The organism is Paenibacillus sp. FSL H8-0332 (assembly GCF_037963835.1).
In the GTDB taxonomy this organism is placed as follows: domain Bacteria; phylum Bacillota; class Bacilli; order Paenibacillales; family Paenibacillaceae; genus Paenibacillus_AQ; species Paenibacillus_AQ rhizoplanae.
This window is the reverse complement of record NZ_CP150145.1, coordinates 4,787,276-4,800,395: the sequence shown is the minus strand read 5'-3', so window position 1 is coordinate 4,800,395 and position 13,120 is coordinate 4,787,276. Positions and strand designations below refer to the sequence as shown.

Annotated in this window: 10 protein-coding genes; 4 read left to right on the top strand and 6 right to left on the bottom strand. The window is 54.5% G+C overall.

Annotation, left to right across the window (positions count from 1 at the left end; genetic code table 11):
• The first annotated feature begins 12 nt into the window (after positions 1–12).
• The 3 genes from NST43_RS20915 to NST43_RS20905 are packed head-to-tail and all read left to right on the top strand — an operon-like array spanning position 13 to position 3,349.
• Positions 13–1,134 (top strand): UDP-glucuronosyltransferase, encoded by a 1,122-nt coding sequence (locus NST43_RS20915; protein ID WP_339219143.1) that lies wholly within the window; start codon positions 13–15, stop codon positions 1,132–1,134.
• A complete protein-coding gene (locus NST43_RS20910) occupies positions 1,134–2,327 on the top strand; it encodes a radical SAM protein (RefSeq protein ID WP_339219141.1) in 1,194 nt (397 codons plus the stop codon). Before NST43_RS20915 ends, NST43_RS20910 begins: the two co-directional genes overlap by 1 nt.
• Positions 2,324–3,349 carry a Gfo/Idh/MocA family oxidoreductase gene (locus NST43_RS20905; protein WP_209984730.1) on the top strand — a complete coding sequence of 342 codons (1,026 nt, stop codon included), beginning with the start codon at positions 2,324–2,326 and terminating at the stop codon, positions 3,347–3,349. The genes NST43_RS20910 and NST43_RS20905 overlap by 4 nt, the downstream gene beginning before the upstream one ends.
• A gap of 102 nt (positions 3,350–3,451) precedes the next feature.
• On the opposite strand, the gene NST43_RS20900 is transcribed toward NST43_RS20905, so the two are convergent.
• Positions 3,452–4,240, bottom strand: coding sequence for a nucleotidyltransferase domain-containing protein (locus NST43_RS20900; RefSeq protein ID WP_339219139.1), 789 nt, complete (start codon positions 4,238–4,240; stop codon positions 3,452–3,454).
• 83 nt (positions 4,241–4,323) lie between these two features.
• Positions 4,324–5,670, bottom strand: coding sequence for an MFS transporter (locus NST43_RS20895; RefSeq protein ID WP_339219137.1), 1,347 nt, complete (start codon positions 5,668–5,670; stop codon positions 4,324–4,326).
• A 173-nt stretch (positions 5,671–5,843) separates the two neighbouring features.
• Here NST43_RS20895 and NST43_RS20890 point away from each other — a divergent pair, with 173 nt between their 5' ends.
• Entirely contained in the window at positions 5,844–7,049 is a 1,206-nt protein-coding gene (locus NST43_RS20890) for a helix-turn-helix transcriptional regulator (RefSeq protein ID WP_339219135.1), read from the top strand.
• A gap of 684 nt (positions 7,050–7,733) precedes the next feature.
• Here NST43_RS20890 and NST43_RS20885 read toward each other — a convergent pair.
• The 4 genes from NST43_RS20885 to NST43_RS20870 form a co-directional block, all read right to left on the bottom strand.
• Positions 7,734–9,488, bottom strand: a complete 1,755-nt coding sequence (locus NST43_RS20885; protein WP_209984718.1) for an ABC transporter substrate-binding protein — start codon at positions 9,486–9,488, stop codon at positions 7,734–7,736.
• A 78-nt stretch (positions 9,489–9,566) separates the two neighbouring features.
• The gene (locus NST43_RS20880) at positions 9,567–10,466 is read right to left on the bottom strand and encodes a carbohydrate ABC transporter permease (RefSeq protein ID WP_051478569.1); all 900 of its coding nucleotides are present in this window, start codon (positions 10,464–10,466) and stop codon (positions 9,567–9,569) included.
• A 12-nt stretch (positions 10,467–10,478) separates the two neighbouring features.
• On the bottom strand, positions 10,479–11,435 hold the full coding sequence (locus NST43_RS20875; protein WP_209984716.1) for an ABC transporter permease subunit: 957 nt from the start codon (positions 11,433–11,435) through the stop codon (positions 10,479–10,481).
• Positions 11,436–11,522: 87 nt separating this feature from the next.
• A complete protein-coding gene (locus NST43_RS20870; protein WP_209984713.1) occupies positions 11,523–13,115 on the bottom strand; it encodes a response regulator in 1,593 nt (530 codons plus the stop codon).
• Positions 13,116–13,120 lie beyond the last annotated feature (5 nt).

Genomic DNA, 13,120 nt, shown 5'->3' with positions numbered 1-13,120 from the left:
AGGAGCCCTCCAATGAATAACACCGTGACGATTCTATGCTCAGGCTTTGGCCTGGGCTTCTATGTCCCCGGTCTGCTGCTGGAACGGAAGTTCACAGCGATGGGCCTTCAGGCAGAGGTTGAGGTGTTTGAGGCCTTAATGCCTGACCACAAAAAGGAGCAGACAGACAACAGCCGCAGGGCATACCAGCAGAGCTTTGCTGTCGCCCTGACCTCACAGAAAATACCGTCCGATATAAGAAGCAGCCTTGACCCTGCAGCCGTTGAACATTTGCTGGAGCGATGGAAGCAAGAGGAACGGCAGCGCTTCATCGTCTTGTCCGGGCACTGGGTACATGTCATGGACCGGTACCGTGAGATGGCAGGTATGACGGTATATGCCGATTTGCTGTATATCGACGTTGACCTGTCGCCATCGTGGAAGAATCTCCGCAAACTGAATCCGGGTTACGCGGAAGGCTACCATGAAGTAGGTCTGTATGATTCCGGGAAGCAGGAGATTCTGTACAGCATCGATGCCGGATCTGCGGAAGCCCTGCCTGCTGCGGCGAGGAACGGACGGCTGGTCGTACATGGGGGAGGCTGGGGAATCGGAACCTTCCGCGAGAAGTTTGATGCGCTGGAGTCGGCGGGGTACGAGCTGGATATCGCCGCTTACAGCATTCAGGAGATTGGCGGCGCTGTCCGCGGCAGACGTTATTATATGAATGATCCGCAGTGGCGCACCTGGACGAAGGATGGCAGCGGGCAGTATACCTTCCCGCCGTTTGCAGAGGTAACCGGTAACCGGACTGGGCATTTCCCGCCCTGCCAGAGCTACGGGGAGGGGATGTACGGAGTCATCCGGCAGGCGTCCGCAGTCATCAGTAAGCCGGGCGGCGGCGCTTTGATTGATTCCCTGGCTTCGGGTACACCGCTGGTGCTGCTCGATCCCTTCGGCCCGCACGAGAAGATCAACAGTGATCTGTGGGTCGGGCTTGGTTACGGCATCACTTACGGGGAGTGGGCCGCGTCAGGATATGATTATGATGAACTGCGCAAGCTGGCGGATAACCTCAGAGCCGCCAGAGGCCAATACCCGGATTATGCGGCAAGCTATGCCGAACAATTATCCACAGCAGGAGGGAGAAGCTAATGCAACCTACCAGTAGAGTGAGCCTGGACGCCAAGTCCTTTGAAGCTTTGAAGCGTACGATTCGAAATGTCGTGGTCCCGCATAGAGAACGCAAGCTTGATCCGGGCTTCCGGACCGTTATGCCGGAGATTATGTCCCTCAAGCTAACCAACCGTTGTAATCTCCGCTGCAAGCATTGCTATCAATGGAATGAATCCGGCTACCATCATGATATGGATACCGCCGAGCAGAACCTGGATATGGATCTGGGAATGATCCAGAGGCTGCTGGAGGAGACGGATGAAGCGCAGTCCCGCCTGTATTTATGGGGAGGCGAGCCTCTGTTTCACCGGAAGGCCAAGGAGATTCTGGAGCTGCTACAGGAGCATCCCCGGGACACCACAATCTGCACCAATGCCTATATGATTCCGAAGTTTGAAGAGGAGCTATGTGCCATCTCCGACAATCTGGAGCTGCTGATTCCGATTGAGGGGTTCGAGGAGGAGCATGATTTTCTGCGCGGCAAAGGGTCTTTTAACAAGGTGGTCCAAACTGTCGAACGGCTGCTGGAGCTGCGCGAGCAGGGCCGCTTTCGTGGCCGGATCTCGATTCATAACGTCATAAATGATAATATGATCGGCAGATTGTACGAGCTGGTGGAGTTTTTTGAGCGCAAGGGTGTAGATCTGGTTCTCCTCTGCTTCCCCTGGTATATCTCGGAAGACACGAGCCTTGCGATGGACCGCTTCTACGATGAACACTTCCAGTGGCTGGCCGAGCTACCGCCGGATCACCGGAGCAGCTGGCATGCGTTCAAATACCATATCCAGCCGGAGAATATCACCAGACTGACCGAAGATCTGCGGCGGATCAACAGCAACACCTGGCACAATACCCGAATCCGCTATCAGCCGGGGCTGGACTTTGATGAGATTGAGGACTTCGTGGCCGGGAAGCCGATGCTATCCCGCAGTACCTCCAAATGTCTGGCGCTCAGCACCCGTGTGGATATTGCCCCGAACGGCATGGTGAGTGCATGTAAATTTTTTGGTGAGCTGGCGATTGGCAATGTGAATGAGCTGACGCTGACCGAAATATGGAATTCAGCGCGTTACGACCGGCTGCGGCGGATTCTGGATGAAGGCTTGTCCCCGGCCTGCTCCAAATGCAATGTGCTGTACTTGAACACCTATGCTGCGCTGGCGCAGATATGAGCAGCGGGGGAGAGCAGCCTGCCTATAAGCTCGGCATTCTGGGTGCCTCGAGTATCGCTGTTCCAGCGATGCTGGAGCCGGCACGGATGGTAGACAAGGTGAAGATCACGGCGATTGCCAACCGTACCTTGGCGAAAGCGGAGGCCATGGCGGAGGCGTACCAGATTCCCTATGTGGCAGGTAGCCTGGATGAGCTACTGGAGCTAGACGATCTGGATGGAGTGTATATTGCGCTCAGCAATGAGCTTCATGCGCAGTGGGCGATCCGGGCCTTGAATGCGGGCAAGCATGTCTTGGTGGAAAAGCCGATCTGTCTCCATCCTGAAGAAGCGGAGCAGTTAAGGCTGGCGAAGAATAACCCTGCGGCTCCGAAGCTCGCCGAGGGTCTGATGGTTGCCTGTCACCCCTGGCAGCAGGCGCTGAAGGGCATCGTCGATTCTGGCGAATTCGGCGCGCTGCGCAGGATCAGCACCCGAATCTCCATTCCTGCCAAGAACGGGCATGCCGACAATTACCGGAGTGTCAGGGGGAAGGGCGGAGGCGCTTTTGCCGATCTGGGCTGCTACTGGCTGCAGTTCGTGCAGACCCTTGCCGGTCTTCAGCCGGAGGAGATATTGGCGCAGTCGGCCTTTGACGGGCCGGATGGCTGCGATTGGACCTTTCAGGCAGCGCTGCAATACAAGAACGGGCTGAGGGCCGAGTGTCTCACTTCCTTTGAGCTGCCATACCGGGCCTCACATACCCTGTATTTCGACCATACCGTGCTGACGGTCCCGGATTTCTTCCGGCCGATCAAAGGGTTCTACAAGCTCAAAATCCGGCATGATCTGCCGGACAACCGCACCACCCTATGCGAATTCGCTCCGCTGAACTATTATGTGGGGCAATTAGAGGCTTTTGCAGCAATCATGAACGGGCAACAGGCCGAGGGCCTTGATGCTACCTGGGAACGGGTACAGCTGCAAGCCCGGATCATGGCCGAGGCGCAGCGGCGCCGGGTCTCTGAGGTGCATTCATTATAGCAACAAAAAACAGCGATTCCCTTTGCGGGGGTCGCTGTTTGCTGTTTCACTATTTAGTTCCGCTTTACTGATCCAATCCATAAATATAATTCTGGCGCTGCACTAGCGGTCCTGTAAGGAAATGGGCTGCTCCATCCAGGCACGCTCGTTGTTCAGCACATAGATCCCGAGTGCCTGCTCGAAGGACAAGCCATGATTATAGAAAGTCAGCATCTTCGCGGCGAAGCGCACACTCTTATGTGCACTGGGCGATTGCAGCAGCTCTGTTGCCAGCGTACGGAAATTCTTCGGCTGGGCTTCCGCAGTATCGACTGCATCCAGCAGCCCTTTGTGGCTTGGAAAAAGCAGCCGGTTATACGCCAGAATCATCCGCCCGCTAAAAAACACCAGTTGGCCCGCCGTATGAGCGAGCAGGTAGGCGTCATTTTTTTGGCCCGCTTGCTTGGCGAAATGCAGCCCGTACAGGTAGATCTGAGCGCAGAATTCCCGCAAATTACGCTCGCGGTTCTCCTCGGGATAGACGGGAATCCGGGCCACCAGCTCATCCAGCTCCGGAATTCTGGAGAACAGCACCTCTGCACGGGTAAAAGCATACCTCGTCGGCTCATTGCCGCGCCGGGCGGCAAGCTCCAGAAACCGGCGGTTGATCACCTTGATATCGGCATATCCGCCTTCATAGGTGCTGACTTCCCGGTCCACGTAGGAGAGCCTGTCGTTTCGCTCATATTCTGCATAGGCTTCATCGGTCAAGACCAAATGAACATCTACATCCGAGGTCTCGCTGGCGGTTCCCTTGGCTACAGATCCGCTGGTGATTGCCGCCAGACAAGAAGGGTCCTGCTCCAGCTTCTCCGCCAGCTTCTCCAGCGTCTGCCTGTGGTGTGCGTACATATAACGTTCCGCCTCCTTGAATGAATTCCGCTGCGTTAAGCGTATCAATTGGACAGCTTGCCAGCTATGGTCAATTCAGACATTCAGGCTTCCGCCTGCTCTGTCTTCCCCTGAGCAGCCTGCTGCTCGGCGGTACCGCTGCGGAGCAAACCTCTCCGTCCGGCCAGCGTGACTGTCAGAATAGCTGCACCGGAGACGAGCAAAATGAGCGAGCCTGGAATCCGGTCGAGGAGGACTCCATAGAGCAGCATTCCGAGCGGAGCGATGGAACCGGCGATGCCCTCCACCAGCCCGAATACGCGTCCACGGTACTCTTCCTCGATGGTCTGCTGCAGATAGACCTGAATCGGAATGTTAATGAACATAATCATGACGCCGATAAGGACCAGCAGCGGCAGGAAGAGAAGGAAGGTGGCCTTCGGGGTGAAATGCAGCAGCAGCGGAACCGCCAGTGCGAGGAATAACACTCCCAGCGCGCTTAAGCCTCCGAGGATCGGCTTCACCGGACTCTTGCTCTGGGGAAGTATAGCAAGCAGCAGCGACATCAGTAGTACGCCTGCCGCCAGCATCGCTTCGAGGACTCCATATTGTCTTGAGGAGAGTCCCAGCGTCTGTATTGCAACGTAGGGCAGCACAACATTCAGGGCGACGACGAAGAAATTAATCCAGAACACAATCCCCATCAGGGAACGGAGGACCGGACGGCGGATCACATAAGCGAAGCCTTCCTTCAGATTCGTGCGGACCCCGTTAACAGCAGTGCCCAGACGTTCGCGGAGCGGCCGGGGACCTGCGGCTTCGGCGGATTCACTGGCAGCTCGAAGCCGTGGAATCGGCTTGTATCTCAGCATGCAGCCCATCACAGTCGAAACGGTGAAGCCTGCTGCATTCAACAGCATGAAATCCTGTAGCGGGAGAAAGGCATACAGCAGGCCGGCGAGAATCGGAGCCAGCAGGTGGCCTGCTGATCCGGCAATCTGATTCAGTGATCCGGCCCGCTGGACGGAGCCGCTGTCTACAAGCATCATCATCGAGGAGGAGACAGAGATACTATAAAAGGTAGAGCAGATTGATAATAGAATGAGTGACAGATAGATAGGCCATACAGACATTCCTTCCAGCGCGACAAACAGGAAGGCCAGGGACATAATCAGGGCACTCGCCAGATCCGAGCCGATCAGCAGCCTGCGGCGGCTAACTCTGTCGGCGAGCACACCGGCGAAGGGGGACATCAGGATGCCGGGCAGAAGACCGCACAGCAGTGTAACAGCGAAGCTGCTCCCAGAACCGGTCTCGTTCAGAATGTACAGACCGGCTACGAAGGTGTACATACTGGAGCCGAGAACAGAGACCAGTTTGCTGCCGAAGAAGAGGAATATGTTACGGTTAGTCGCTGTCTTATCATGGGTTGCGGATGTTATTTGAGACATACTAGCACTCCCTTGGTCAAAAGTTAAATTTAATTAAACTTATTGTATGAGTACAAGTTCAGAAATGCAACAAAAAGTTTAATATAATTTAACTTTAATGTACTTCCAGCTTTCTCTTAGGGTATAGGTAAGCTATACTGAAAAGAAAAGCTACCTGGAAAGTTGGCAAGCAGATGACCACCAGACAAACCATCGGAGAGAAAGTCAAGCAACTGCGCAAGGCTAAGGGGCTTACGCAGACGGACCTCGCCGGAGACCATATGACCAAGAGCATGCTGAGTCAAATCGAGAATGGCCGGGCCTTGCCCTCAATGAACAGCCTGCAAGTTCTGGCCGGCCGGCTGGGAGTTGATCCGGGCTACTTCCTTGAAGGCGAAGAGGAGGCGGAGCTGGCCCCGCTTGTCCGGGAGATGGAGGCGGAGTTTAAGGCGAAGAATTACAGAGAGGTCATCCAGCGGCTCCAGCCGCTAACGGAGCGTACGCTTCCGATGACGATTGACGCTGCGCGTCTGCTGGAGTTCTATGTAAGCTCCCTTTTCTATACAGGCGCCGGAGGCGGGGAAGCGGAGCTTGCGCGGGCAGCGCTGATCTATGAACGCTTCGGCTTATTCGTGGAACGGGCGAAGGTACAGTATATTTCCTATGCCCTGAATTTCGCACAGAGCAGATACGTGGAAGGGCTGGAGCTTATTCGCCGGGTCCGCAAGGAGTACGAGGATAATAAGGTGGGGAATGATTTTATCTTTGAAATCGATCTTCAGTATGCCGAGAGTATTAGTCTGTCTGCCCTGGGAGATTATGTGGGAAGCCGTGAAGCTGCACAAGCAGCGCTTCAGGTATCGCGGGAAGAGGGAATCTACTATATGACAGATCATCTGTACCGGGTGCTCGGCATCCTGGCGCTGACCGAAGGAGAGACCTTGGCGGCAGAGCAGGCCATGAAGAAGGCCAGAGCATTCGCAGAATTCACCGAATCTCAGGATTCGCTGAAGCTGGTGGAGATCGGTGAGATCAGACTTGCGGTAGCTAAGGGAGAATACAGCAAGGTTCTTGCGCTGGCGGAGCAGTACCCGCAGGAGGATGGACCGTATGCATCCAGCGTCCAGCTCATGTGCGGCATCGCCTGGGTTCATCTCGGCCGGGACGATGAAGCGCTGATCAGCCTGTCCAAGGCAGAGCCGGGGGATCAGGTCTACCACCCGCTTGACCGCGCCAACCTGTTGACAGCTTATGCTTACCGCGCACAGATTTGTATGCGCCGGGGCATGAAGGAGGAAGCATTGCGGCTGGCCCAAATCGCTTATAATCAGGTGAAGGAATACCCGCCTTCCATATACACCGAAATGATCAACGAAACTTACCGCGAGCTGCATAGCTAGTAGAGCATCAGATTTAAACTAGTGGACGAAGCTCTATAATGCCTGAAGGAGTACAGGAGTGGAGGTCTCCCCTTCAAGTACCATTCCCAGAGGAAGAGGGGAGTTGTTCATTCGGGCGTTTGGCTCGGCGTTACGGACTGAGACGCGCTTATTTCGAAGGAGAGTCACAACTTGGGCAAGCTGCGGACACGGCCCTTATTAACTAATATTCCACTCCTAAACGTTCTTTAGAGAGACAATAAGGTCCACTCCGTCCGTTAACCCGCAAAAAGTGGCGTTTTCCTGGGAATAGGGTCTCTCAGGTCCGTTAGGAGCAAACTCGGCCGGGCGGCGTAGTTCTGTGGTTCGGAACCTCCGGGATTCAACCCTATCCTATTCACAGAATTAAATCTGATACTCTACTAGCTGTCCTTATAGCGCAGCAAACAACACCCGTGCGATTTCCCGCACGGGTGTTGTTCTGCTATGGAATATAGGTTGAACTACAAACTTTAGTAAATAGGAGGGAGCGACGGAGGAGAATTTGGAACTGTAGGAGCGTAGCGTTCGCCTTTGTTTCCGGATTTCTACCGCAACCAGCGGCATAAATCAAGAAATCTGGAAACAACAGCGACCGGAAGTCCAAAATCTCCGCAGTGGCGATTACTCTATTACTAAGATTTTTCGATCAAGGTTTATGGAATCTTATTTGCTGCTCCACAGCTCCACACGATCCTGGACATACTTGGTATAGCCAGCTTCCATTTTCTTAACGCCGGCTTTTTCCAGATCGGCCATGTAATCATCCCAGATTTTATCGAATTCAGCCGGTTTGGCCAGAATCGCCTGCGGGATGCGCTTCCACGTAATATCCTTCATTTTGTTGCCCAAGATGGAGACCTCATCCTCACCCGGGATAGCAATGTTCCAGGCAGCGCCGTACGCTTTTTCCTTGAATTCTTCCTCTTTCGGGAACAGATCCTTCCAAGTAGTAGCTTTGTAAGCTGCCAGCGTCTCCTTCTCAACATCGCTATAGCCCAGCACCAGTTGCTCAGGGAAGTTCTTGGTGTAGTAGTTGCCCGTGGAATCCTTGGCACCATCACCATAGTGAACCATCATGTTCCAGTAGAAGCCAATGCCCGTTTCCTTCGTGAAGGCGGTGTTGTCGTTATTAATGCGGTCCTGAACTTCCTGCGGAACTACGCGTTTACCGTTCTCCACTTTATAGTGCTTGCCTTCAATCCCCCAATTGTTCAGGATCTGACCTTCATCAGAAGCCAGGAAATCCAGGAACTTGATCGTCCGCACTGGATCGGGGTTGGTGGTGGAGATGGAGATGCCGTAGCCGCCCATGAAGCCGGTAGGCCAGAAGCTGGTTTCCTTGTATTCATCCGTCAGAGTGACCGGATAGTGTCCGTAGGTCTGTTCGAATTTGCCGGCTGTTTTGAGGGCTTGCTGCGCGTCATTGTAGTCCCAGTCCTGGTCAATCAGGCCGAGCACACGTCCAGTCGCTACTTTGGCTTTGTACTGGTCGTATTTCTGCACGAAGCTCTCCTTGTCAAGCAGGCCGATATCGTTCATGTGGTTCAGCCAGCGGAAATATTCCTTTTCTTCCGGACGGCGGAAGTGGTAGATCGCTTCGTGAGTCTCCTGATCGACGTAATATTCACCGTCATCGGAGCCGCCGGTAGTGGCTACCGCAGGGTTGGTTACGGAAATGTACATATGCCAGTCATCTGCGTTCAGGGAGACGCCGATGTTCTTGTTGCCGTTCTCATCGGTAGGGTGTTTATCCAGGTACGCTTTAATGACGTTCTCATAATCCTTGACGGTCTTAATCTCAGGGTATCCGGCTTCCTTCACGACCCGGTGCTGCAGCTCGAAGCCGCCGCCCGCTACGAATTTCTTCTCATCCACCGCTGCCCAGGTGGGGATCGCGTAGATCGATTGGTCTTCGTTCGTATACTTGGCCCGGGCGAGATTGTCGCCGAGCACTCGCTTGATGTTAGGGGCATGCTTATCGATCAGATCGGTCAGATCCAGGACCGCGCCGGCGTCCACCAGCTTGCCGATGTCGCCTTTAGCCGAGATAATGTCGGGGTATTCCCCGCCAGCTGCAATGAGAGCAATCTTCTGCTGCGGATCACCGACAGCGAATTCGGCATCGAGGGTGACGCCGGTCTTTTGCGTAATGACGGTGCTGACCTCATCCTTCATATTGTTCCAGTTCGGATTAGGGTCTTCCGCGAAGAAGGAGAGTGTCAGGGGACTTAAGTCCTCAGCCGCTGCCGTAGCTTCAGCTGTTGCCGTGGCATTGCCGCTGTTCGTAGCCTTGGCCCCGGTATTCTCAGCCGTATTCTTGTTGCCGTTATTATTGCCTCCGCCGCAGCCTGCCAGCACACTGAGCAGCAAGGTCAGTACCATCAGCGCCACAACCGGTTTCGCCGTCTTTCTTGTCATGAATAGAAACCCTCCCTTTGTCTGGTGAAAATCATATTGTATTCACAGGCGTCAGCCTGATGATACCGCTTTAGCAGATTAGCTTTTAACTGAACCCAGCGTCATGCCTTTGACGAAATAGCGCTGCAGGAACGGATAGACAATCAGAATGGGAACGGTGACGACAATGGTGATTGCCATTTTGACCGATTCCGGGGAGATCTGGGCCATGACCTCAGTCATATTGCGCCCGCGGAAATTATCCGCGTTGGTCGTGGTGCTCTGGATGACCTTCATCAGCTCGAACTGCAGGGTAGTCAGCGAGTCCTTCGAGCCGTTGTACAGATAGGTATCAATCCACGCATTCCACTGGCCGACGGCCAGGAACAGGGCAATGGTCGCCAGGGCAGGCTTGGTCAGCGGCAGAATGACGCGCCAGTAAATGGTGAAGTCATTGGCTCCGTCCAGCTTGGCGGATTCCTGCAGGGCGTACGGCAGACCGTCGATGAAGGAGCGGATCACGAACACATTGAAGGCGCTTACCAGACCAGGCAGGACATACACGCCGAAGGTGCCCATCATATGCAGATCCTTGATCAGAATGTAAAAGGGGATCAGACCTCCCGATACATACATCGTCAATGCAAGGAAGGTGGAGACGAACTTACGGGCCTGGAAGTCTACCCGGCTTAAGGTGAAGGCCAGCATGGACGCACTGACCAGTCCGAGCAGAGTCCCGATAATCGTCCGCAGCACCGAAATTTTGAACCCGGTAATCAGGCCGGAGAAGGCGAAGATCGTCTCATAATTCTTGAAGGTGAACACCCGGGGGTAGATCGTAATCCCGCCCTTGATGCTGTCCGTCGAGTCATTGAAGGAGATTGCCAGCACGTTCAGAAAAGGGTACAGCGTAGCAACAGTTACCACCGTAATCGCCAGATAAACAACCAAATCGAAGATGCGGTCCGACCAGGATGCCGCAGCCAGTTTTTTAATCATGAGCAGGGCCTCCTATATGATGCTTTCCTTGGTTATTTTTTTGAAGATGCCGTTGGCAGTAAAGAGCAGAATCACACTCACCACGGAGTTGAAAATATTAATCGCCGTCCCGAAGGAGAATCGTCCCATCCCCAGCCCGTAATTCAGCGCATACAGGTCAAGGGTCTGCGAGTAGTCACGCACCAGATTGTTGCCGAGCAGGAACTGCTTCTCGAACCCGATGCTGATCAGATGGCCGATGGACATGATTAGCAGGATAACGATGGTCCCCCGGATGCCCGGAAAAGTGATATGACGCACCTGCTGGAGCCGGCTGGCTCCGTCCACCCTGGCTGCCTCGTACAGCTCCGGCCCGATGCCCGAGATGGCGGCGAGATAGATAATGGTGTTCCAGCCCGTCTCCTTCCAGACATCCGATGCGGTGACAATGCCCCAGAACAGATTGCCTTTGGCCATGAACTGGATCGGTTCACTGATGATATGAAGGCCCATTAGCAGGTCATTGACTGCGCCGTTGTCCGTGGAGAGCATCTTGGTAATGATCCCGGCAGCAACCACCCAGGACACAAAGTGCGGCAGATACGACACCGTCTGAACGAAGCGCTTCAGCACCTGCAGCCGTACCTCATTCAGCAGAATAGCGAAGATAATCGGAATGATAAAGCCTGCCAGCAGTCCCATGATACTCATGGCCAGCGTATTGCGCAGGGCGTTGAAGAATTGCTCATCCTGGAACAGCTCCCGGAAGTACTGGAGGCCGACCCATTTTTGCTCGAAAAAGGATTTGCCCGGCTTATACTTCTGGAAGGCCATCATCCACCCCCATAACGGAAGATAGCTGAAGACAAAGGCCCAGAGGACAAAAGGAACAGCCATCAGATAGAGGTATTTCTGCTGCCGGAATTTCCCCCAGAAGCTGGCGGAGGATCTCTTCGGCTCCGGCTTCATCGTGGTGGTAATCGCTTTCATTTATGTCCCTCCTTCGATATAGCTTTATCATAATCTGCCGCCAGGCCGGGAAACACCCGAAGATTTAAGTGTAAAAACAGGGGGAAATCAGTCCTTTTCGTAAGCGCTTTCTGAAAAAGCATCCTCCGGCTCCTTTCTCCGGTAAGCGGAGGGGGAAATGCCTGCGATTTTTTTGAACTTCTCGCGGAAATAATCGACATCGCTGAAGCCGACGCTGCTGGCTGCCTGATGGATTTTGCAGCCCTGGTCCAGCAGCTCCTTGGCCTTCTCGATGCGGATCGTATCCAGATAAGTGTTGAAGGAGCAGCCCATAGTGTTCTTGAACAGCTTGCCCAGGTAGGCACTGCTATAGGTGAACACATCGGCCAGCGTCTCCAGCTTCAGATTCTCGTCATAGTGCCGGTGGATCAGATCGACCATCCGCTTCATCAGGACATCCATATCGTCGCGGATAATCCCGCCAGCATATTCCTCCAGCAGACCTGTGATATAACGCTGGAGCTGGGGGAGGGAGGTATGCCTGTAGATCTGCTGAATCTGCTCTTCCATCCGGCTGTGCGCAGCGCTAAGCTCCTTATAATGAACGGAGAGCTTGCCAGACATGGAAGTGACAGCCCGGACATAGTAGGATTTCACCGCCATCTCGGATGAGCCGGCAGCAGCCATGAGGTCTCCTGCTTCCTGGATCAGGGCAGAGATTACAAGGAGATTGCCGGTATCCAGGGCGAAATACAACCGGTCCATCACCGGGGCGAGCCTGCTCTCCGTATCCTGGGGGTTCGCAGGCAGCCCCTGCTTCAGCTTAAGGGAATCGGGGCCGATCATCCCCGGCTCATCATAGAAAAAGTGATCCTTCATCCGCGCCAGCGCCGACTGATGGGAGACCGGCAGCTCCCTCAGACTGCCCACCATATCCCCGGCGGTGATGATGCACTCCAGTCCCTCTGCGGCAGCGGCTTCACGGATCTGCTCAGCCATCCGTTTGCTTATCAGCTCCTTCTGGTAAGAGGGCTCCAGCAGCACCCCAAGATAAGAATCGAGCGCGAAGACGATACCCCGGCGGTTGTCCTCGAAGCTGGACGTCAGCCGGGACTTGACGCTACTGGAAGGTCCATTGTCCGCATGATCCTGCAGCAGTAGCCGGATCAGCACGATCTGGTAGGATTCCCAGAGCAGCCCTGCTTCCAGCGCCGACTCCATCAGTGCCGGGGCGGGATGCAGACTGCTCTCCATCAGCAGGGATTGAACCAGCATCTCCCGGCTCCAGACTTTAACCGCCTCATGATTCTTGCGGTGTGCCAGCCGCGCATTCAGTACGGTGGCCAGGCCGGTAAGATACAGCTGCAATTCCTCCTCATCGACTGGCTTAAGCAGATAGTTATCGATATTGTAAGACAGCGCACGCTTGGCATAACTGAAGTCGGCATAGCCGCTCAATATGAGAATATGCAGCTCCTCGTGATCCTCCCGCAGCTCGCCGATCAGCTCCAGGCCGTCCTTTCCGGGCATACGGATATCGACAATCATCAGATCGGGGGAATACAGCTTAGCCTTATGCCGGGCTTCAACCGCATTGGCCGCTGTATCTACCACCCGGTAGCCCAGGCTCTCCCAATCCAGCAGAGTGACAAGTCCTTCGCGGATCGACAATTCATCATCAACAATTAACACACTATACATAGGAA